Source organism: Nostoc sp. (assembly GCF_036919555.1).
Classification (GTDB): domain Bacteria; phylum Cyanobacteriota; class Cyanobacteriia; order Cyanobacteriales; family Nostocaceae; genus Nostoc.
Genome location: NZ_JBALCS010000002.1, coordinates 1 through 19,118, shown reverse-complemented (window position 1 = coordinate 19,118; position 19,118 = coordinate 1). Strand labels below are relative to the sequence as shown.

Genomic DNA, 19,118 nt, shown 5'->3' with positions numbered 1-19,118 from the left:
TAGTTCCCATGAACCTTTTATCTACTTCTGCGTAAATAAAATTTTTTCTTGAGATGCTAATACCTCAATTTGTGCAACAACCCGTTCTAATTCCTCAATGATTACAGGGCTTCCAGTCTTTTTGAAAGCATCCACAAGCGCCCGATAATACCAAAGAGTACCATCTTTACGCCCTTGAAAACGTTCCCAAACTGATTCGCCTAAAACGCGATAATCTTTGAGAATAGATTGGGCGTTGTAAAGTTTATCTGCTAATGATACGAGCAGTACTGATGGGGAGGCAGTAGGAATATGAGCAATATATGCTTCCTTACGCTCTTGCCAAGGGGGTTTGGGAGTTGTATCAGTGTCAGTACAACCATCTACAATTGCTGTTACATTGTCACCAAAGCGGCGACGAATTTCTTCTCGTGTTGTCGCGCCACCTTGATCTTCGATCGCATCGTGTAAGAGGGCTGCGATCGCTTCATCTTCATTTGCGCCGTATTCTAAAGCAATACTGGCGACACCTAATAAATGGGCAACGTAGGGAACACCTGAACCTTTACGAACTTGCTTGGCGTGCAGTTGGGTAGCGTAGGTGAGGGCTGCGGTAAAACGTTCTGAAAGCATTGTATAAAATGAGTTGGAGAACTCAATCTAATAAAGGGTTTATGTCAATTTTATAACAAACCGTTCCAGGCTTCGAGGTTGCAAAGGATGAGAGGGGCACAGAGCTAAAATTGAAATATCTATCAAGCTTGGTATGGCATGATCATGAACAGCGAAAAAATAACGGTGCAGTCTTTATATACTGTTACTGATAAAGAATTAATCTTGATGAGTTTGCAAAACCCAGAACTGCGGTTTGAACGCAATGCTAATGGAACTTTAGAAACTATGCCCCCAACTGGTGGAATTTCTGGCAATCGAGAAATAAAAGCAGGAGCCTATCTATTTAATTGGGTAGAAAGTCAGAATCTAGGTGAAGTTTTTGGGCCGAGTACTGGTTTTAGATTAGCAAATACTGCTGTCAGAGCGCCTGATGCTGCTTTTGTAGCTAAAGGACGTTTACCAGAAGGTTGGGATCAGCAAGAGGACAAATTTATCAACTTAGCACCCGACTTTGTAATTGAAATTCGTTCTAAAAATGATAGCTTGGCAAAACTCAAAGCCAAGATGGAAGAATATATTGCTAATGGTGTTTAATTAGGATGGTTAATTGATAGTAAAAATCAACAAGCTTTAGTTTATCGTCGGGATGGTTCAATTACTCAATATCCGGCTACGGCAATATTAAACGGTAAAGATGTTGTGCCTGGGTTTATGTTGGCTTTGAAAAAATTATTGTAGATACCTACGGCTGGCTACGCCTACACACTTTATACCCATTTGATATGACGATGTGCCGCGCCAAACAAAAATTTGATTCTATATGTTGCGAACTTTTCTTATTAAAAAAATTTAAGCAAAAGTTCAGAAGGAAACAATATAACTACTAAGTTATATATATTTAATCTTTGTTTTGAGTGATATCAGATCATAAGACGTTCTGCATCTACGCTTTAAAGATTCTGGTTATAAAAGCAAAACTTTTGATTATAAATAATATAATTATCCTTTTAGATAGACAGTATTTAAATCTATATTCCATCGCCAGATAGATAAAATCTTGATGCTAATTATTTAAAGTAAATCCAGGAAATACTATTTAAAGCAGGAGTTAATTTAATAATGGCAGACAATCCTGGATTAGGAGAGCAGGCGCTGAATAAAGCGGCAGAAATAGGATTATCTAGCCAATTAGATGAAGTAGAAAATTTAGATGTAAGCATCCAAACAGACCCGCTGAAAATGGTTCAGGGAGAGGTGGATGCAGTCAGGATTGAAGGTGAAGGTTTGGTTATGCAGAAAGACCTCCGCATGGCGGAATTTGAAATGCAAATGACTAGTGTTGCCATTAATCCTCTGAGTGTGGCTTTTGGCAAAATTGAACTCACTAAACCTACTGAAGCTAATGCAAGGGTTGTGTTAACCGAGGCTGATATTAATCGCGCCTTCAACTCAGAATATGTGCGATCGCAACTGCAAAGTCAAAAAATCCATGTTAACGGGCAACTGACGACTATTCAGCCTCAACATATAGACTTTCGATTACCGGGTGATGGGAAAGTAGCACTAAATGCCACTATCAAATTAGTAGAAACAGGTGAAAATCAGCAAGTTGCTTTTTCCGCAGTCCCCCAGATTAGCGCTAATGGAAAAACTGTTTCTCTGGAAAATGTCGAATATGGCGAAAGTGAGGAAATATCGCCAGAATTAACAAAAGCTTTGGTAGATCAAACTAGCGAAATTTTGAATTTGAGTAACTTTGATTTAGAAGGAATGAGTTTACAAGTTAACCAACTAAAAATAGAAGTTGGTAAACTAACTCTGCAAGCTGAAGCTTATGTTGAACAAATTCCTTCTGGTTAATAATAGGACGCTAATAAATTCAGGATACTAATAATGGAAACTACAGAAACAACGCAAACAAGTTCAACACCTTTTCCAAATATTCCACCAGTTATTGAAAGTAACGACAGTGAGTATCTTGATAGCGGCGTACCCAGTACAGTTGCGATCGCAGGACATCCCCTACACCCTCTGAGTGTAATCTTTCCCATCGCCTTTTTAGCCGCCGCCTTGGGAAGTGACATTGGCTACTGGTTAACTGGTGATTTCTTTTGGGCTAGGGCTTCCCTATGGTTAATCGGACTCGGATTAGCTGGAGGCATCCTTGCAGCAGCAATCGGCCTCAGCGACTTTTTTAAAATTGAACGAGTTCGCAAGCGCACCGCCGGTTGGGCACATTTGATACTTAACGTTTCTTTACTAGTTTTATCACTCGTCAACTTTCTCCTGCGTTTGGGCGACGCTGAATCCCGAATAGTACCTTGGGGACTCTTACTCTCGCTCATTGTCGGTACACTAGTTAGCATTTCCGGCTGGTTCGGTGCTGAACTCTCGTATCGCCACAAAATCGGTGTAGTGGGTGCTGGTAGCAGAAGATATCCATAACCAAATAATTCGTAATTCGTAATTAACATTCAATATTACGAATTATTGAGAAACGACTATGCAGAGGCTAAAATTTTGCTTAGTCTCTAAACTTTCAGAAAATGCGCCGAAACCTTAACCAAACAATATTTATTATTCTTTCTCTGCTCATCGTTGTACCGATGGGCTTTTTGTTTAAGTACTACACTGGGCCTGCCCATCATTGGTTTAATGACTACGGAGCCGCTATATTTTACGAAATATTTTGGTGTCTATTCGCATTTTGGTTTTTCAGAAGTCCGGCAGCAGTAATCCAAATTCCTCTATGGGTTTTTGTCATTACTTGTATACTAGAATTCTTGCAACTTTGGCATCCGCCCCTATTAGAGGAGATTCGCGCTACCTTGATAGGTAAATTGTTACTTGGTACTACCTTTGTTTGGTGGGATTTTCCTCATTATGTATTGGGTTCTATTTTAGGTTGGTTGTGGCTGCGACAATTACAGGGAATAGGTTATGCAAAAAAAAGTCAAGGTTAAACCTAATTCAAAACAGCAAAAGATTGAAGAACAACCTGATGGCAGTCTGACTGTGTATTTAAAATCGCCCCCAGTTGATGGCAAAGCGAATGAAGAGTTAATTAAACTACTAGCAAATAAATTTGATGTAAATAAATCTCAGATCAGAATTAAGTCAGGCTTGTCTGCCCGGCAAAAGCTGATCGAAATTGATAGAGATATCTAGTAGAATGTGGCGGAAATAAACCACCCATTTCAACAAATCAATCAAACGCTTACGCTATATTCATTTTGAATTTTAAGTTAGGAATTGTTTAAGCTTGTGTAATACTGATATACCTGGGTTGAGCTTTGACTTTTTCTATCCAAGCTTGGATAGCAGGAAATTGTGTTAAATTGAACCCACCTTCATCAGATACATGAGTGTAAGCAAACAAGGCGATATCCGCAATTGTGTAACGCTCACCCACAAAAAAAGTGTGAGAACTTAAATGTTTTTCCATCAAGTTAAGTGCTGCATAACCTGATTCACGTTTTTGCTTGATAGCTTCACTATATTCTTCAGTTTTACCTAAAATAGAAATCCAAAATCTTAATGTAGCAATAAAAGGTTCATGGCTATACTGTTCAAAACATAACCATTGCAGCACCTGCGCTCGTAAAAATCGGTCATAGGGTAAAAATTCTGTGCATTCACTCAGATACACTAATATGGCATTTGATTCTGCCAAGTATTTCCCTGGCTTAATTTCCAGAACGGGTATCTTACCATTAGGATTTTTACTTAAAAATTCTGGTGTTCGAGTCTCGCCTTTCAAGATGTTAAGCTCTACCCTCTCAAAAGGTATACCTAGTTGTGTCAATAAAAGACGTATCTTATAACCATTACCAGAAGGTAAAAAATCGTACAAACGCAGTAGTTCCATGCTAAAATACAGTTAAGAAGAATATGTCGATAATTGAAGGATCAAAATACAATATCTTACCAAAAGATTTTCCCAAAACCGGATAATTATTTTGATATTTGGCTTCTGAGTTCTAGATAAAATCATTCAAGAAAATAAAAAAAGTATTATTTATTTCTAAATTGAGATGTTTAACTTAAGTAGGTGGTTGAAAATAAAAGTATGTGTGGAAGATTTACTCTAAACCAGTCGGCAGCAAGTTTAACTCAATTTTTCCGTGTTGAGTCAGTGCCAGATTTAGCAGCAGAATATAACATTGCACCTACGCAAATGGTGGCAACAGTGTTACAAAATCCCGAAAGCCAAAAGCGTGAATTTAAGCAATTGCATTGGGGTTTAATTCCTTCATGGGCGAAAGATGCAGGAATGGGGGCAAAGCTGATTAACGCTAGGGCAGAAACTGTTGCCGAAAAACCCGCTTTTCGTTCGGCTTTTAAGCACAGACGCTGTTTAGTGCTAGCTGATGGCTTTTATGAGTGGCAACGGCAACAAGGTAAGAAGCAGCCATTTTATTTTCGCCTTCAAGATGGGCAACCCTTCGCCTTTGCAGGTTTGTGGGAGAAATGGCGATGCCTACGGCAACCCGAAGCGGGAACGCCTGTTAACGAGGAAATAATCTCTTGTACAATTTTGACAACGGCAGCTAACGAATTACTCCAACCCATCCACGAGCGGATGCCAGTGATTTTAGAGCCAGAAGATTACGATTTATGGCTAGATTCCCAAGTGCAAACACCCCAAACCCTACAGCAGCTATTGCATCCCTATCCAGCCCCAGCAATGACTGCCTATCCAGTTAGCACCTTGGTAAACAACTCTCGGCATAACAGTCCGCAATGCATCATACCCCTCAGTGAGAAAAATGCACCCGCAAATCAGTTAAATTAGCTATTGAGTGTGCTAGGTGATTGGGGAGATGAGGGAGATGGGGAAGACAAGAGAGACAAGGGGATAAAGAAAGTGTTTTCCCAATGCCCCATGCCCAATCCCCAATACCCAATCCCCAATACCCAATCCCCAATACCCAGAAACAAATATGCCAAGAACGCAAAAAAACGATAATTTTATTGACAAATCCTTTACAGTGATGGCGGATATCATCTTGAAGATTCTGCCAACCAACAAAAAAGCTAAAGAAGCGTTTGTTTATTATCGAGATGGGATGTCAGCCCAAGCAGAAGGGGAATATGCTGAAGCATTGGAATACTATGAAGAAGCTCTAACACTAGAGGAAGACACCAACGATCGCGGCTATATTCTCTACAATATGGGGCTAATCTATGCCAGCAATGGCGACCACAACAAAGCTTTAGAACTATATCACCAGGCAGTTGAGTTAAACCCACGCATGCCCCAAGCCTTGAACAACATCGCCGTGATTTATCACTACCAAGGCGAAAAAGAGAAAGAAGCTGGAGATAACGAGGCTGGTGAAGCACTGTTTGACCAAGCAGCAGACTATTGGATTCGAGCTATTCGCATGGCTCCCAATAACTATATCGAAGCCCAAAACTGGCTGAAAACCACTAAGCGATCGCAAATTGACGTATTCTTTTAGTCATTAGTCATTAGTTCTTTGTCATTTGCTAAGGACTAATGACCAATGACCAATGACCAATGACCAATGACAAATTATGATTGACCAAGAACAAGTTCACAAAGTAGCTAATCTTGCCCGTTTAGAATTGACTCCAGAAGAAGAGGAACAATTCACTACTCAGTTGGGAAGTATTCTGGATTATATTGAACAGTTGAATGAACTTGATGTCAGTAATGTGGCCCCAACAACACGGGCAATTGATGTCAGCAACATCACACGAGAGGATGAATTACAACCCTATCCTGACCGGGAAAGTATTCTCAACAGTGCACCTGAACAGGAAGGCGAATTTTTCAAAGTACCAAAAATTCTCAATGCTGAATAGTCGAAAGCTATTGACTAACGGCAAATATTTATGCCGATCTATTTGTATAATAAATGCTGCGTTAAAGTGTTCTACTTAACGTACTCTATTAGGTTGAATATTTTTTAATTGGAAGTCCCATATTGAAACTTTACTGTAGATAAAAATCCAGATAATTTTAATTATAAATATTATAAGTCACACATACACAAGTATGATATACAAAAAGGAGTATAAGTTAATTCTATGTCGGCTGTCGGCAAAAAATTTACAGCGTTTTTCAGGTAAATGAGGTACAGATTATTGTGCCCCTACAATAATCTGTACCTCACGCTTGTTGCAATCTGCTGTAAAAACGTTGATTTTGCTAAAACATCCGTAATCAAGTACAACTACTCAAATTTACAATATGCCAGTAGCGTTTAAGTAGCCTGTCCTAACTATGGTCTATAAACCTGAAAATGCTGTAAATGCAAAATTGGAATTGCTAAGGACGCTAAATAATTACCCTTGATAATTCAAATTTGAGTCTCATTTCCGAAATTTGGGCATCTATAGCTTGAAAACAACTACCAGTGCTGCGGAGTTCTTCTCCTAAGAGAAGTTACTGAATTTCGGTTTCACCTTCGGCTAGAGCGCCCAACATTAAGGCACGGTGAGAGATAGATTTATTTATCCACAGATACCCGGATGCGACCCCGTAAAGAGAGCCAAAATGGGGCTACTGAATAATTAACTTGTAAGAAAGGTCTTCGTGAGTTTCTACGGTTATAACAGAAGCCGACATTAGGATACACTGGCTTTTGAATACACCGGAAGTTCAGCAGCAATAAACAAAGTTGCTGCTGGTGACTTCCTGCCTAGTATCCTATCCCTTTTTGCTGTATGAAACTTACTCCAATCTACAGGAAGTCTCCCTCAAGAAGGTTTCTTAGCATCTACAACGACTTCCACTGTTTTGAGGCTATAGCCTTAGAATATTTACAAGCTTTACTTAGGAATTAGCTTTTTCTAGAAAAAGTATCGTTTTTGCTGTCTAAGCTGAGATTCTACCTGTTTATATCCGCATTTGTGTAGCTTAACAAATTAGCGGATTCATTAATATTAAGCCTGTTTTACTATTTAGTTTCTTACCCTGACCTATTAGACAGCTAGAGTGTTCATTTCACTTTGTTCAATAGCTATTAGCCTTTATCGCTCCCATGCTGACCCATCACCGCAAGCCCGTGTGCTTATCACTTATTTCCACTGACCTACCAATTTGGTCTGTTGTCGAAACTGCCGGGACATTGTATCAAAAAGACACTGACCGGTTCCATTTGCTGTTAACTGCACCGCCCCTAATTAGCTGCGAAGTAGAGAGTGTCCTAAGTCCAGAGGACACACTTCCCCAAAGTAAGAGCAAAGCTTACGCTCCTAGCAGTCCCAGAATTTTGTGGCTGGAGATTTCCCCTTACCGAGTAATTATGACTATGCAAGGTAACGCCCAAGTGAGTTACCGTCACTTTTGGGAACAGGGCGTTTATGGCATTAGTCGCTATTGGTTGCCAACTGAGTCGTTGCAACCTAACAATCCTATTCGTTTACGAAATTTTACTAGTAGCCTAACTCTCAACGGACATCCCTTGCCAGAACATTTGCGTCTGGAATATGAATTGTGGGCAGAAAAAGTCCAACTAGGATGCTACATACTTAATTTGGAAATTAAACACTGATAGTTGTGGGGAGTAGGGAGTAGGGAGTAGGGAGTAGGGAGTAGGGAGTGGGGAGAATGAGGAAGCAGGGGAAGCAGGGGAAGAAAGAATAACTAACGTAATGTCCAATGCCCAATGCCCAATGTCCAATGCCCAATGTCCAATGCCCAATGCCCCATGCCCCATGCCCCATGCCCCATGCCCCATGCCCCATGCCCAAAGCCCAATCCCTTTCAACCAAAATAACTGGGTTGGTTTCCAGGTTTCCATTTAATATTGCAACCAACACTCGGCTTTTGCTCACTCGTAACAGGTTTACCCGCTAGCACTGCTTCAATGGCTGCGCGTAAATCTGCGCCAGTTACAGGTTTAGCATTACTGGGGCGGCTATCATCTAATTGTCCCCGATAAACAAGTTGCCGTTGGTCATCAAATAGAAAAAAATCTGGTGTGCAAGCTGCGGTGTAAGCTTTTGCCGTTTCCTGGCTCTCGTCGTAGCATAAGGTAAAATTAAACCCTTGTTCTGTGGCAAATGCTTGTAACGAGTCTGGCGCATCATCTGGATAATTGTTTGCATCGTTAGCACTAATGGCAACGATCGCTAAATCACCTGTAAAATAATCTTTTCCTAACTGCGCTAATTCTTTTTGGACGTGCTTTACAAATGGGCAATGCCGACAAATAAACATTACCAACAGCGCTTTTTTATCTGCAAAGGTAGAAAGTGAAGTTGCCTTTCCAGATACTACTTCCGGTAGATCAAAATCTGGTGCTTTTGTGCCTAGCGGCAACATCGTTGAAGCAGTTAAAGCCATAATTTACTTGATAACTTTACGCTGATAACTAACAGCTTTTGCTATCAGTATATTTTACTCTAGCACTAAGTTTTCCATAAATTAAGAGACGGTAAATTTACCGTCTCTTACATTTGTTGAGAGTTATGTTACAGGAATCAGTTTTTACAGGCTTGTCAAAATACCAACGATGCCATGTCCTGTCAATACTTCTAATGCTATCAGAGAGACAAAACCAATCATTGCCAAACGACCGTTGAGCAGTTCTGCAAAAGGAGTGAAGCCTGTGCGATCGCCTTGCTCATCTATATAAACCCTTGGCTCGATCGCAAAGTTGTTCAGTTTGCCTTGGTCGTCAATTATACCAGTGTTTGTACGCATGGTTTTTTCCCTGTCTCATCTTTATGTAAATAACTGTAACAAAAATATTAATATTTGTAAAGTATCTTCATCTGCTCAAGTAGAAGTTCCAGCTAGAGATATGATAATGGATCGAGTTCAAAGCCATGTTTAAAGAACAGGCTCCGCTGCTTCTGCATAAGCACTTTCAGTCACAAATCCATTTCCAAAAACTAATGCATCGATTTCGAGTAGAGGTTATTGCCAAAACACCAAACCCGCAGCAGGTGATTTATGCCGCGATGCACCAGGACTATACTGATAGATTTGTGTTTGATGAACGCGACTCCTGGCCCTCGGAGTCACAAAGCGGCGAAGTTATTGTTAAGCGACTTTTAGCCGGTGAGAGGGGACACTATGGGCCTCTAGAGCATCCCCAGATTGTTTTCAATTGTGGCTACTTTCCCCACAGTGTCATGCAGCAGGCGCGTACTCATCGTGTGGGCGTATCATTTGATGTACAATGTTTGGCTACTAATACTGAAATCACTTTTGTTAACTGTAAAGGCGAAAGTAACCAAAACTTGAAAAAAACTATTGGGGAGCTATACGAACTTTGGACTAACGCGGAAAAAGCAATCTGTCAAAGGTCGATTCGCGGTAGAAATGGAGAACCACCCGATCAGTATCGACGTGACTGTAAACAACGTATTCGCAAAATGCGTTTGCGAGTTCTAAACGAAGAAACTGGCTTATTTGAAATTGGGCATATTAAGGATGTAATATGCAGTGGTCTTCAGCCCGTTTACCGGGTAACTTTAGAAGATAGAAAGACTTTAGATTGTACTGTTAACCATCGCCTATTTACTTCAGTTGGCTGGGAAAGGATGGGTGATGCTGTTGGTTTAGTTACTAATCACGATGGTAGTGTAGTCAAAATGACTAAGCTGTGCAACTTGATGTGTAATGGTCTGGTAGTAGTAGACAACGGGCTTTACAAAAACAGGGAATGGCTTAAATCTCAAATTGCAGAAGGACTCTCTACATTAGAAATTGCACACATATCTAAAGAATATATTCATCAAAACAATCAAGAGGCTGAATTCGCTAAATCCTACAAACCAATCCTAGAAACCGCAATTTGGCGTTCCAAGCCGAAGCCTATGGGTAAAAAGCTTCAGGCGCATCCAGTCAAGGTTAAGAGTGTAGAATACCTTGGACAACAAATGACTTATGATCTAGAAGTTGATGGTTCATGGCATAATTTTGTCGCTAACGGAATTGTAGTTCACAATTCCTTCCGCTACACAGGCAACCAATTTATTGATGTATTAGAAGGTAAAAAAGACATAGAAGACGTTTTCTACCTACGTCCCGTTGGTTATTACACTGATAGACAAGGCAAAAAGTACCACTATTCACCAGAGCAACGAGCAGCAGATTTGCAGTGGTGTCTAGAAGCAGCTAAACGATATAAAGCTGATTTTGAGGCTGGAATGTCTGAAGAACACGCAAGAGGTAAAGTGCCTTTTGATTATCGCCAGCATTTTGTAGTTAGTTTCAATTTAAGGTCTTTCTTGCATTTTTGTGACCTGAGAAATAAGAAAGACGCTCAATTTGAAATTCAAAAGTTGTGTGAAATGATGTGGCCTCATTTTGAAGATTGGGCACCTGCGATCGCACAATGGTATGAAAAGCAGCGTCTGGGTAAGGCAAGACTAGCACCTTAATGGATAAAATTGAGATACCAGTCAAGTGTGCCGATCAATTCTCACAAAAAGCTAAATGGCTAAAGACCGCTTTCACGATGCAGTTAGAATGGCTTTGGAGAAAGAAGGATGGTCAATTACTGCCGATCCCTACGAGATCAGCGTTGGAGATGTAGATTTTGAAATAGATTTGGCAGCAGAAATGTTAGCTGCCGAACGAGCAGGCGAAAAAATTGCAGTTGAAATTAAGAGTTTTATTGGGCGATCAAGTGTATCAGAATTCCACACAGCCCTTGGACAATTTATCAATTATCAATTTGCTCTCGAAGAATTGGAACCGGAACGCAAACTTTATCTTGCAGTGCCTGAATCAATTCATAACTCATTTTTTCAGCGTCGTTTTATCCGGTCAGTGATTTCACGAACTCAAATTCGCCTACTGGTTTACGATGAAAAACAGGAGGTTATTGTCCAATGGCTGTAGAGCAGTACCGTCAAATTATTCAACAGTTAATTTTAGAACGAGCAAAAAGAGGCTTATCACCAGAGGAAATGGAAACACAAGCCATTCTAGATCAGGAACGCGACCACTACCTCTTGCTACATACAGGCTGGCGCGGGAATCGTCGAACACATGGATGCAGCCTGCATCTCGATATCAAAGATGGTAAAATCTGGATACAGCATGATGGAACCGAAGTCGGCATTGCGACACAACTCCTCGAACTGGGTATACCAAAAGAAGATATCGTTTTGGCGTTTCACTCTCCCTATATGCGCCAATTTACAGAGTTTGCCATCAATTGAGCTTTGGAGATTGAGCGATGTTTAGGACGGGCTACGCCTACACACAATGATATGAAAAGCAGCGTCTAGGTAAGGCAAGGTTAGCACCCTAAATCCCTAAGCAGGATATTTAGAGGAAAGTTGACAGAATTTGCTGTAGGGTAAAGCGACGAAATGGGCGATGCCCTCAATTTAGGATTGATAAGTAATCGATGAATTTTGGTAGATGAGATAGGGTAATTCCTTTCTCATCTCATTTAAAATTAAAGTAACTCAGTATGGGAAGAAAAAACAACTGAAACTTTAAGGAATGTCTGCAAGAGATATTTTCCATAATTTAGTTAGATTGGCTTTGCAAAAAGATGTCTGGACAATTACACACGATCCACTGTCTATTGACTTAGCAGATGGACAATTGCAAATTGATCTGGGTACAGAACGGTTAATTGCTGCCCAAAAGCAAGAGGAGCTAATTGCTGTAGAAATCAAGAGTTTTGTTGCTCCTTCTGCTATTTCTGAGTTTCATACAGCTTTGGGACAATGTTTAAATTATCGAGTAGCACTAAAACTGAAAGAACCAGAGCGAGTTCTCTATTTAGCAGTTCCGCTAGCATCTTATGAGGATTTTTTCTCACGGCAATTGCCACAACTGAGTATTCACGAATATCAATTGAAACTACTAGTATTTGATCCTGAGAATGAGGTAATTGTACAATGGATAAACTAGCTGAGTATCGGCAAATCATCCAGCGAGTTTTGACAAGTCACGTTCAGATTAAACCTGCCTATGGTGAAATCGAACGACAAACTATTTTTGATTTACAACAGAATCATTATCAAGTTGTAAATACAGGTTGGGAAAATCGTCGTCGGGTTTATGGCTGTTTAATTCACCTAGATATTCGAGATCAGAAAATTTGGATTCAGTATGATGGTACTGAGGTTGGCGTGGCTAATGAATTAGTGGAGTATGGTATTCCTAAGCAGGATATAGTGCTGGCATATCAGCCTCCTTATATGCGAAAGCTGACAGAATTTGCAGTGGGATAAAGCGATCTATAGGGCTAGATTTAGAGCGATGTCTACGACGGGCTACGCCTACGCACAATGGTATGAAAAGCAGTGTTGGGGGAAGGCAAGATTGGCATTTTAAGCAAATTGAGTCATTAAAGTTTAAAAATTTAGAATTTTTTAAGCTACAATCAAGACAAAATTTGATAAAATTGCAAAATTTTATGAATATCAGTGTAGAGCAGAAGTTTTTACTTTCAAAGCAAAGTGAAGTTATTGATCTGTTAAAGAGGTGTAATCAGCTAGGAATTAATAATTATCAGTTTGAGGGCGGTACTGGAGGTAGGAGCATTTACTCTTTTTTAGGTTCTGTTTCTGAATCTTTAGACGGGTATTTTTACAACCTAAATATTTTTTTCTCACTTCCTGGTTTACCTCCCAAAACTTTGATTAAGAAAAGCTTTACTCTTCCTAAAATAAACTATGTATCAAACGAACTTCCCACTATTGATATCAACTATTTAGTTTATGAGTACGTCCAAATTGCAAACCAACTCGGACTTGCCAAAATAGATTTAAGTTCTATTTTGGTGTAAAGTTCTTTTAGATATCATTCAGTCTAAACACGAGCCAACGTTACAATCTCTAGCTGATCTTGATATTTACCTTGACGGGATTCATAACTGATAGCACAAGGTTCGCCTTCTAAAAATAGTAATTGCACCACACCTTCATTAGCGTAGATGCGACAGTCGGCGCTGGAAGAATTAGAAAATTCTAAAGTTAGATGACCCCGCCATGCAGCCTCAGCAGGCGTTAGGTTTGCTATTATGCCACAACGTGCATACGTAGATTTTCCAATACAAATTACTGTAATATTCTCAGGAACCTCCAGCTTTTCTAGAGCAACCCCAAGTCCATAGGAATGAGCAGGTAAAATAAAGTAACTGCCATTGGCATCTGTATGCATTGCTGTCGGCTCAAGATTCTGGGGATTAAAGTTTTTGGGATCAACTACAGTTCCGGGAATGTGGCGAAAAATGCGGAACTCAGCCGAGGAAAGGCGTATATCGTACCCATAAGAAGACAAACCGTAGCTAATTACAGGTTGAACTGCTACAGACTCATCTTTTTGCACTTTTCGGATTAAACTTGGCTCAAAGGGCGAAATCAAACCCTGTTGAGCCATTTCAGTAATCCAGATATCGTTCTTAATCACAAGTTCGCTAATAACGTTAATTCAAACAGACTCGATATATTAGCACGAACTGAGTATTTTGTTTAAGGTCGATAACTCCGACGAATCTCTGTAATTTGATCTGCTACATCCAACAGAGATTTGGGCATCTCTGGCCCTGTGAGAATGATATCGACCTGGGGAGGGCGGTTTGCCAGAAATGCTAAAACTTCGGTTTCAGGAATTAAACCAAAGTTAATCGCTAAACTTAACTCATCTAAGATAACGAGAGAATACTTACTCTCACACACTACCTGTTGTGTATATTGCCACAGTCTTTGTAAACTTTGGTTTTCCGTATCGTTTAAATATGGCGTATCGATACAACGAGGCAAATCACAGCGAATCCAATCTAAATTTTGTCCTAATTGTATGGGTCGATCCTGTCCTTGACGGATACCTCCTTTGAGGAACTGCACTATTAATACTGGCGTTCCTTGTCCAGCTATTCTCAGTGATTGAGCCATAACGCTTGTAAAAAAGTTGCGATTGGAGCTAGTGAAAACTTGCACTAGTCCTTCAACTGGATATGGTAAGGTAAGGGTTGAATTGATACTTTGAGTTTCTAGCTGGGCAACCATAGGGTTAAGTTCAAAAAGTTACAATAAATTAAAGGTTTCTGCTGGCGCTACTTATTACAAATCTGCCTGTATAATTAATCTGTTTTTCACAGATTTGGTGGATTTAGCAAATTGCATTCTTAGTCAACACTAGGTTTGTGGTGAAGTCAAGAGTTATTTTCGTTTTTTCTCTGAAAGCAGTTGTAAAAATGAAAACATAAGAGTTACAGTTCCAATTATCTAAAAAAGCTGGGCATAACGTCTGAAAACCGCTAAATGCTCGATTTACCGGTTGTTTGGGCAAAACAGACTTAGCAAGTAGTGAATTTGACAGGATGAGGAGTGAATTGTTGTGAGATTGGTGATTCTGGGAGGTTCAGGATCGGGTAAAAGCACTCAAGCACAAAGGCTTTGCAGATACTTTGATATTCCTCTGATTTCTACAGGTGAGATTTTACGGGAGGCAATATCTGGCGAGAAGCCCCTCTCGGAATTTCGATGGTCGGAAGCCGATCCCCGGATTTGTCTTTCGGTTTACGCTAGCCTGAGTGAACTAGGCTACCACGCACGCTCCTACATGCAAAAAGGGGAGTTAGTTCCAGACGAAATGATCATTGAATTGATCCGAATACGCCTCGGACAACCAGATATTAGCTGCGATTGGGTGTTAGAAGGCTATCCCCGTACTGCCTTCCAATCTGAAGAATTAGATTTTTTCTTGGATGATTTAGGGCAAAAGCTAGATTGGGCAATTTATCTCCAAGTCCCAGAAGCTGTCATGGTTAGCCGATCCTTGGGGCGATCGCTACCAGATGACCAACCGGAAATCGTGCAACGCCGTGTAGAATTATTCTACGATCGCACCATTCCTATCCTAGAATATTACGATCGTCGTCGCCGCCTATTGACCATCAACGGCGACCAGTCACCAGATATGGTGCAGCAAAATATTTTGACTCTGCTTTCAGTTCCTTAGATGAATGTTGACTTTGGAGTTAGGAGTTAGGAGTTAGGAGTTAGGAGTTACAAGGAAATAACTAATGCCCAATGCCCAATCCCCAATGCCCCTCAATTAGATGATTTGCAACACTAAGGTAATCTGAAGGCAGTATTCTAAAACTTGAGGCAACTCCAATGGCTTGGCAGCGTCCAGATGGTCGGATTCCCTACGAACTACGTCCGATCAGCTTTTACCCCAGTTTCACCCGCTTTGCCCCAGGTTCTGTTCTCGCAAGATGCGGTGATACTCAGGTACTTTGTACTGTTAGCGTTAATAAAGGAGTCCCGAAGTTTCTCGAAGGAACTGGTAAAGGCTGGTTAACTGCTGAGTACCGAATGCTACCATCTGCTACCCAAAAACGGCAAGAAAGGGAATTATTGAAATTATCTGGACGGACGCAAGAAATTCAACGCTTAATTGGCCGCAGCTTACGGGCAGCAGTGGATTTTGAGGCACTGGGAGAACGCACGCTAACTGTGGATGCCGATGTGTTGCAAGCAGACGCTGGAACTCGGACAACAGCGATTACAGGCTCGTTTGTGGCTTTGGCTCATGCGATTTCTAAATTGTTGCAGGAGGGCCTGTTGGAGCGATCGCCATTGTGTGGACAGGTAGCAGCAGTTTCCGTAGGATTACTGGAGGGAGAGCCATTTTTGGATCTGAATTATATCGAAGATGTGGCTGCAACAGTAGATTTTAATGTGGTAATGAATCAACACCTGGGAATCATTGAAGTCCAGGGAACAGCCGAAGAAGGCAGCTTTAGCCGTACTCAGTTGAATCAACTGCTAGATGTCGCCGAAAAGGGAATTCAGGAATTGTTAATCGCCCAACGTGAAGCGATCGCTGACTGGGAAGGGTTGTTTGTGATTAATTAGTTTTATTAATTTTTAATAAGAATTAAGAAATGTATCCTCTGTGGCGTTAATCAACAAAGTATCAAGTAACTGGGTGTAAATAAAAATAATCATGAAAGTAGTTAGTAGTTAGTGCGACTGACTACTGACAACTTAGCGTTGAAGGTGATAAGGAGCGTTTACGTTTTTAAAACCTACCTAATCCAGGATGTTAAATGTTTCAAAAGTTAAAAAGGGGGATTGTAATAAATTCGGTATTGTATTCCTGGAAGCGAGCAATATGATGAAGCCATGAACAAAACCGTTGAAGTTCTATCAGATCAGCCAGCGCTGGTTGCACGAGCGCTAGAATTAATTCTGTCCAAGTTAGAAACTGCCATTGAGCAGCGTGGGCAGTTTACCATCGCCTTATCTGGCGGTAGTACACCTAAACCGTTATACGAAGCTATCGCTACTCAAAAACTGCCTTGGGATAAAATTCATCTATTCTGGGGGGATGAGCGTTATGTACCATCAGATCATCCCGATAGCAATGAACTGATGACGCGTCGGGCGTGGCTAGATCGTGTTGACATCCCAGCAGCTAACATTCACCCCGTACCAACCTTGTCAGCTAATCCAGAACTGGCTGCTGCTAAGTATGAACAACAGATCAAAGAATTTTTCAATTCTTCTGGGGTCGAGTTTCCCTCATTGGATGTAGTATTGCTAGGAATGGGTGATGATGCACATACCGCATCTTTGTTTCCCCACACAGAGGCTCTGAAAGTACGCGATCGCCTAGTTACCGTGGGTAACAAAGACGGAAATCCCAGGATAACTTTCACATACCCCTTCATCAACTCTGCTCGTTGCGTGATTTTTCTGGTTGCTGGTGCTAATAAACGACCAGCTTTGGCGCAAGTCTTTGCACCTGTAGCCGATGACTTCACTTACCCATCCCGCTTGATTCAGCCCCAAGGAGAACTTTGGTGGCTACTGGATGTAGCAGCAGGTTTAGAACTCCAACATTGATTGAACTTGGGCATTGGACATGGGGCATTGGGCATTGGGCACTTGTACTGACTTGTAGTGAGCAACGTCGAAGTAGCGTTGCCGTTGGTGCAGCCTCTCGTAGAGAAGTATTGGGCATGGATCAATAGTTCTTCCCCTACTCCCCTACTCCCTTTCCCCACGTCAGAGCGTCCAATTCATTGTTCCATGAGCAGTAATTGCTAGAATCTAAAGTTAGGGCCGCCCTCTGCTTGCCAGTCCTACCTAACATCTATGATGATCTTGAACAAAGGCTAAATATCGATGATCGTCTGCCCTAATTGCAATCATCCCAACCCTGATGGCGCTGTCCAGTGTGAAGCTTGCTATACACCGTTACCTGCGACTACTAACTGTCCCAGTTGTGGGGCAACTGTGCAGGCAGATGCTGCATTCTGCGGTCAGTGTGGCTATAACCTTCATTCCGCAGGAATTCCACACGCTCATACTGGGGTAGCTGCAACAGTTACTCCCGATATTCCTGTGGAAGTACCGCCGTTAGTTTCACCAGATCCACTGTTAGAACTTTTACAACCAGATGCCTTAGGAATGAGCGAATCTACTAACTCCCATCCCTCCGGCTCATCTTTACCACCAACACAGGTGGCAGTTGCCCCAGAAGCTCCGCCACAGGTATCTGTTACAGAAAGCAGCCCCTCAGAACCAGAGCCAAGCGTCGCAGCTCAACCCGTAGTCTCTGGAACAAGTATTCCTACTCCACCACCTTTGGAACCAGCGCCAGCCTCGGAAGTGGAAGTACCCCCGTCAGCAACACCAGCAGCAACTGCAACTGCTTCCAAAACGCAATTACAGCAGATTACAGCGCGGTTAATCCACGTTCAAACCGATCTCTTAATTGAATTGCCGCAAAATCTCTCTGTGATTCATATCGGCAAGCCCAATGATCGGATTCCCCCAGATATAGATGTTTCAGGATTTCCCAATTCAGAAATTGTCTCGCGGATTCATGCAGATATTCGCGTCGAGGGAGACGCTCACTATGTAGAAGATGTGGGAAGTTCTAATGGCACTTATATTAATAATTTGCCACTCTTACCGGGGAATCGTCACCGCTTGCGTCCAGGCGATCGCATCAGCTTGGGTAAAGGAGACTTAATGACATTCCTGTTTCAACTTGCTTAACTGATTCTCGATCATTTGTGACATCAGTCTTAGCATTTTCTGCCCATCCTCCGACATCCATTTTGGAGGAGAAACAAATGAACCGCATCACACAAGCGACGGATAACTATGTTGTTCACTTTATGTAGTTAAATGCTATGTAGTAACTCCCCTTTATGGGGAGTATTATTAACTTTACTATTGTTGCAATATTTACAGTCTCAAAAACCATAGTACTGGAATAGCGATCGCTGTTTACCTCTAACTAAGGTTCAGTCAATCAAGCAGATAAACAACTATTAATTTGATTAATAATCTCAATAATTTTCTCTTCATTTTTGTGATAACCCTGTTCTCTAGCTACTGCTAGCGCCCAGCAGATACAATTTAAATGTCGAACAGCTTACCTCCACTAGAATTTTCCCGTCCAGAGAAGGCGGCAGAGTTAGCGCGGGCAATGCGGATACAAGTATCGGTCTAGTACAGCTTGGCGGAAATAAACAGACTATTAGATAGCCAGGACTTTACCCTTGTAAGTCCACTTAAAAGGTTTAGCCATTGTTTTATTAAAG

26 protein-coding genes and 4 pseudogenes are annotated in these 19,118 nt (G+C 41.3%); 22 read left to right on the top strand and 8 right to left on the bottom strand.

From position 1 onward, the window contains the following. Window positions 1-21 precede the first annotated feature (21 nt). A complete protein-coding gene (locus V7K36_RS00250; protein ID WP_335112199.1) occupies window positions 22-612 on the bottom strand; it encodes an HD domain-containing protein in 591 nt (196 codons plus the stop codon). Between the two features lie 144 nt (window positions 613-756). Between V7K36_RS00250 and V7K36_RS00245 the strand changes: the two genes are divergently transcribed. The 5 genes from V7K36_RS00245 (at window position 757) to V7K36_RS00225 (ending at window position 3,762) form a co-directional block, all read left to right on the top strand. Next, entirely contained in the window at window positions 757-1,188 is a 432-nt protein-coding gene (locus V7K36_RS00245; RefSeq protein WP_335112197.1) for a Uma2 family endonuclease, read from the top strand. Window positions 1,189-1,713: 525 nt separating this feature from the next. Next, window positions 1,714-2,454, top strand: coding sequence for an LmeA family phospholipid-binding protein (locus V7K36_RS00240; protein WP_335112195.1), 741 nt, complete (start codon window positions 1,714-1,716; stop codon window positions 2,452-2,454). A 33-nt stretch (window positions 2,455-2,487) separates the two neighbouring features. Further along, on the top strand, window positions 2,488-3,039 hold the full coding sequence (locus V7K36_RS00235; RefSeq protein WP_335112193.1) for a DUF2231 domain-containing protein: 552 nt from the start codon (window positions 2,488-2,490) through the stop codon (window positions 3,037-3,039). A gap of 101 nt (window positions 3,040-3,140) precedes the next feature. Next, window positions 3,141-3,557 (top strand): ribosomal maturation YjgA family protein, encoded by a 417-nt coding sequence (locus V7K36_RS00230; RefSeq protein WP_335112191.1) that lies wholly within the window; start codon window positions 3,141-3,143, stop codon window positions 3,555-3,557. Next, window positions 3,535-3,762, top strand: coding sequence for a DUF167 domain-containing protein (locus tag V7K36_RS00225; RefSeq protein WP_335112189.1), 228 nt, complete (start codon window positions 3,535-3,537; stop codon window positions 3,760-3,762). The genes V7K36_RS00230 and V7K36_RS00225 overlap by 23 nt, the downstream gene beginning before the upstream one ends. Before the next feature lie 88 nt (window positions 3,763-3,850). Here the strand turns inward: V7K36_RS00225 and V7K36_RS00220 are convergent, their stop codons facing one another. Next, window positions 3,851-4,462, bottom strand: coding sequence for a glutathione S-transferase family protein (locus tag V7K36_RS00220; protein ID WP_335112187.1), 612 nt, complete (start codon window positions 4,460-4,462; stop codon window positions 3,851-3,853). Between the two features lie 201 nt (window positions 4,463-4,663). Between V7K36_RS00220 and V7K36_RS00215 the strand changes: the two genes are divergently transcribed. From V7K36_RS00215 to gatC, 3 genes are all read left to right on the top strand, one after another. Then, window positions 4,664-5,389, top strand: coding sequence for an SOS response-associated peptidase (locus V7K36_RS00215; protein ID WP_335112185.1), 726 nt, complete (start codon window positions 4,664-4,666; stop codon window positions 5,387-5,389). Between the two features lie 148 nt (window positions 5,390-5,537). Then, a complete protein-coding gene (locus tag V7K36_RS00210) occupies window positions 5,538-6,059 on the top strand; it encodes a photosystem I assembly protein Ycf3 (RefSeq protein ID WP_335112183.1) in 522 nt (173 codons plus the stop codon). Window positions 6,060-6,135: 76 nt separating this feature from the next. Next, on the top strand, window positions 6,136-6,426 hold the full coding sequence (gene gatC / locus V7K36_RS00205) for an Asp-tRNA(Asn)/Glu-tRNA(Gln) amidotransferase subunit GatC (RefSeq protein ID WP_334824961.1): 291 nt from the start codon (window positions 6,136-6,138) through the stop codon (window positions 6,424-6,426). A gap of 499 nt (window positions 6,427-6,925) precedes the next feature. Here the strand turns inward: gatC and V7K36_RS33890 are convergent. After that, window positions 6,926-7,192: pseudogene (locus V7K36_RS33890) on the bottom strand (3-phosphoshikimate 1-carboxyvinyltransferase); the annotation flags it as partial. Between the two features lie 415 nt (window positions 7,193-7,607). Between V7K36_RS33890 and V7K36_RS00200 the strand changes: the two are divergent. Beyond that, window positions 7,608-8,120 (top strand): hypothetical protein, encoded by a 513-nt coding sequence (locus V7K36_RS00200; RefSeq protein WP_334824965.1) that lies wholly within the window; start codon window positions 7,608-7,610, stop codon window positions 8,118-8,120. On the opposite strand, the gene V7K36_RS00195 is transcribed toward V7K36_RS00200, so the two are convergent. From V7K36_RS00195 to V7K36_RS00185, 3 genes are all read right to left on the bottom strand, one after another. Then, window positions 8,110-8,340, bottom strand: a complete 231-nt coding sequence (locus tag V7K36_RS00195) for a hypothetical protein (RefSeq protein ID WP_335112181.1) — start codon at window positions 8,338-8,340, stop codon at window positions 8,110-8,112. The genes V7K36_RS00200 and V7K36_RS00195 overlap by 11 nt on opposite strands. Continuing rightward, complete coding sequence (locus tag V7K36_RS00190) at window positions 8,333-8,914, bottom strand: thioredoxin family protein (protein ID WP_335112179.1); 582 nt, start codon at window positions 8,912-8,914, stop codon at window positions 8,333-8,335. The genes V7K36_RS00195 and V7K36_RS00190 overlap by 8 nt, the downstream gene beginning before the upstream one ends. Window positions 8,915-9,058: 144 nt before the next feature. Beyond that, window positions 9,059-9,274: a high light inducible protein gene (locus V7K36_RS00185; RefSeq protein ID WP_335112177.1), complete on the bottom strand. Its 216-nt coding sequence runs from the start codon at window positions 9,272-9,274 to the stop codon at window positions 9,059-9,061. Window positions 9,275-9,468: 194 nt separating this feature from the next. On the opposite strand from V7K36_RS00185, the pseudogene V7K36_RS00180 reads away from it, so the two are divergent. From V7K36_RS00180 to V7K36_RS00145, 8 genes and pseudogenes are all read left to right on the top strand, one after another. Further along, window positions 9,469-9,756, top strand: a pseudogene (locus tag V7K36_RS00180) (FAD-dependent thymidylate synthase); the annotation flags it as partial. Next, window positions 9,733-10,524 (top strand): annotated as a pseudogene (locus tag V7K36_RS00175) (FAD-dependent thymidylate synthase); the annotation flags it as partial. The pseudogenes V7K36_RS00180 and V7K36_RS00175, both read left to right, overlap by 24 nt. A 3-nt stretch (window positions 10,525-10,527) precedes the next feature. Beyond that, window positions 10,528-10,962 (top strand): annotated as a pseudogene (gene thyX / locus V7K36_RS00170) (FAD-dependent thymidylate synthase); the annotation flags it as partial. A gap of 55 nt (window positions 10,963-11,017) precedes the next feature. Beyond that, entirely contained in the window at window positions 11,018-11,425 is a 408-nt protein-coding gene (locus V7K36_RS00165) for a XisH family protein (RefSeq protein ID WP_334945566.1), read from the top strand. After that, window positions 11,416-11,748, top strand: a complete 333-nt coding sequence (locus V7K36_RS00160; protein ID WP_334824976.1) for a XisI protein — start codon at window positions 11,416-11,418, stop codon at window positions 11,746-11,748. Before V7K36_RS00165 ends, V7K36_RS00160 begins: the two co-directional genes overlap by 10 nt. 289 nt (window positions 11,749-12,037) lie before the next feature. Continuing rightward, a complete protein-coding gene (locus V7K36_RS00155; RefSeq protein WP_335112175.1) occupies window positions 12,038-12,454 on the top strand; it encodes a XisH family protein in 417 nt (138 codons plus the stop codon). Beyond that, window positions 12,442-12,777 carry a XisI protein gene (locus tag V7K36_RS00150; protein ID WP_335112173.1) on the top strand — a complete coding sequence of 112 codons (336 nt, stop codon included), beginning with the start codon at window positions 12,442-12,444 and terminating at the stop codon, window positions 12,775-12,777. The genes V7K36_RS00155 and V7K36_RS00150 overlap by 13 nt, the downstream gene beginning before the upstream one ends. A 62-nt stretch (window positions 12,778-12,839) precedes the next feature. Further along, entirely contained in the window at window positions 12,840-13,334 is a 495-nt protein-coding gene (locus tag V7K36_RS00145; RefSeq protein WP_335112171.1) for a hypothetical protein, read from the top strand. A gap of 23 nt (window positions 13,335-13,357) precedes the next feature. Here the strand turns inward: V7K36_RS00145 and dcd are convergent, their stop codons facing one another. Both dcd and V7K36_RS00135 read right to left on the bottom strand, forming a co-directional pair. Further along, entirely contained in the window at window positions 13,358-13,927 is a 570-nt protein-coding gene (gene dcd, locus V7K36_RS00140) for a dCTP deaminase (protein WP_335112262.1), read from the bottom strand. A 92-nt stretch (window positions 13,928-14,019) separates the two neighbouring features. Then, the gene (locus V7K36_RS00135; RefSeq protein WP_335112169.1) at window positions 14,020-14,556 is read right to left on the bottom strand and encodes a P-loop NTPase family protein; all 537 of its coding nucleotides are present in this window, start codon (window positions 14,554-14,556) and stop codon (window positions 14,020-14,022) included. A 331-nt stretch (window positions 14,557-14,887) separates the two neighbouring features. On the opposite strand from V7K36_RS00135, the gene V7K36_RS00130 reads away from it, so the two are divergent. The 5 genes from V7K36_RS00130 to V7K36_RS00110 all read left to right on the top strand — a co-directional run bounded on the left by V7K36_RS00130 (window position 14,888) and on the right by V7K36_RS00110 (window position 18,567). Next, window positions 14,888-15,511: an adenylate kinase family protein gene (locus tag V7K36_RS00130; RefSeq protein ID WP_335112167.1), complete on the top strand. Its 624-nt coding sequence runs from the start codon at window positions 14,888-14,890 to the stop codon at window positions 15,509-15,511. A 158-nt stretch (window positions 15,512-15,669) separates the two neighbouring features. Beyond that, window positions 15,670-16,413, top strand: a complete 744-nt coding sequence (gene rph, locus V7K36_RS00125; protein ID WP_335112165.1) for a ribonuclease PH — start codon at window positions 15,670-15,672, stop codon at window positions 16,411-16,413. Window positions 16,414-16,683: 270 nt separating this feature from the next. Beyond that, window positions 16,684-17,406 (top strand): 6-phosphogluconolactonase, encoded by a 723-nt coding sequence (pgl, locus tag V7K36_RS00120; RefSeq protein WP_335112163.1) that lies wholly within the window; start codon window positions 16,684-16,686, stop codon window positions 17,404-17,406. Further along, the gene (locus tag V7K36_RS00115) at window positions 17,403-17,534 is read left to right on the top strand and encodes a hypothetical protein (RefSeq protein ID WP_335112161.1); all 132 of its coding nucleotides are present in this window, start codon (window positions 17,403-17,405) and stop codon (window positions 17,532-17,534) included. The genes pgl and V7K36_RS00115 overlap by 4 nt, the downstream gene beginning before the upstream one ends. A 154-nt stretch (window positions 17,535-17,688) precedes the next feature. Continuing rightward, a complete protein-coding gene (locus tag V7K36_RS00110; RefSeq protein ID WP_335112159.1) occupies window positions 17,689-18,567 on the top strand; it encodes an FHA domain-containing protein in 879 nt (292 codons plus the stop codon). Window positions 18,568-19,118: the final 551 nt, after the last annotated feature.

Coding starts and splice junctions, on each gene's coding strand:
- V7K36_RS00135 (WP_335112169.1), bottom strand. CDS start 14,556: ATGGTTGCCCAGCTAGAAACTCAAAGTATCAATTCAACCCTTACCTTA.
- V7K36_RS00245 (WP_335112197.1), top strand. CDS start 757: ATGAACAGCGAAAAAATAACGGTGCAGTCTTTATATACTGTTACTGAT.
- V7K36_RS00145 (WP_335112171.1), top strand. CDS start 12,840: ATGAAAAGCAGTGTTGGGGGAAGGCAAGATTGGCATTTTAAGCAAATT.
- dcd (WP_335112262.1), bottom strand. CDS start 13,927: ATGGCTCAACAGGGTTTGATTTCGCCCTTTGAGCCAAGTTTAATCCGA.
- V7K36_RS00225 (WP_335112189.1), top strand. CDS start 3,535: ATGCAAAAAAAAGTCAAGGTTAAACCTAATTCAAAACAGCAAAAGATT.
- V7K36_RS00210 (WP_335112183.1), top strand. CDS start 5,538: ATGCCAAGAACGCAAAAAAACGATAATTTTATTGACAAATCCTTTACA.
- rph (WP_335112165.1), top strand. CDS start 15,670: ATGGCTTGGCAGCGTCCAGATGGTCGGATTCCCTACGAACTACGTCCG.
- V7K36_RS00220 (WP_335112187.1), bottom strand. CDS start 4,462: ATGGAACTACTGCGTTTGTACGATTTTTTACCTTCTGGTAATGGTTAT.
- V7K36_RS00235 (WP_335112193.1), top strand. CDS start 2,488: ATGGAAACTACAGAAACAACGCAAACAAGTTCAACACCTTTTCCAAAT.
- V7K36_RS00230 (WP_335112191.1), top strand. CDS start 3,141: ATGCGCCGAAACCTTAACCAAACAATATTTATTATTCTTTCTCTGCTC.
- V7K36_RS00190 (WP_335112179.1), bottom strand. CDS start 8,914: ATGGCTTTAACTGCTTCAACGATGTTGCCGCTAGGCACAAAAGCACCA.
- pgl (WP_335112163.1), top strand. CDS start 16,684: ATGAACAAAACCGTTGAAGTTCTATCAGATCAGCCAGCGCTGGTTGCA.
- V7K36_RS00200 (WP_334824965.1), top strand. CDS start 7,608: ATGCTGACCCATCACCGCAAGCCCGTGTGCTTATCACTTATTTCCACT.
- V7K36_RS00240 (WP_335112195.1), top strand. CDS start 1,714: ATGGCAGACAATCCTGGATTAGGAGAGCAGGCGCTGAATAAAGCGGCA.
- V7K36_RS00165 (WP_334945566.1), top strand. CDS start 11,018: ATGGCTAAAGACCGCTTTCACGATGCAGTTAGAATGGCTTTGGAGAAA.
- gatC (WP_334824961.1), top strand. CDS start 6,136: ATGATTGACCAAGAACAAGTTCACAAAGTAGCTAATCTTGCCCGTTTA.
- V7K36_RS00155 (WP_335112175.1), top strand. CDS start 12,038: ATGTCTGCAAGAGATATTTTCCATAATTTAGTTAGATTGGCTTTGCAA.
- V7K36_RS00215 (WP_335112185.1), top strand. CDS start 4,664: ATGTGTGGAAGATTTACTCTAAACCAGTCGGCAGCAAGTTTAACTCAA.
- V7K36_RS00250 (WP_335112199.1), bottom strand. CDS start 612: ATGCTTTCAGAACGTTTTACCGCAGCCCTCACCTACGCTACCCAACTG.
- V7K36_RS00185 (WP_335112177.1), bottom strand. CDS start 9,274: ATGCGTACAAACACTGGTATAATTGACGACCAAGGCAAACTGAACAAC.
- V7K36_RS00110 (WP_335112159.1), top strand. CDS start 17,689: ATGATCGTCTGCCCTAATTGCAATCATCCCAACCCTGATGGCGCTGTC.
- V7K36_RS00160 (WP_334824976.1), top strand. CDS start 11,416: ATGGCTGTAGAGCAGTACCGTCAAATTATTCAACAGTTAATTTTAGAA.
- V7K36_RS00150 (WP_335112173.1), top strand. CDS start 12,442: ATGGATAAACTAGCTGAGTATCGGCAAATCATCCAGCGAGTTTTGACA.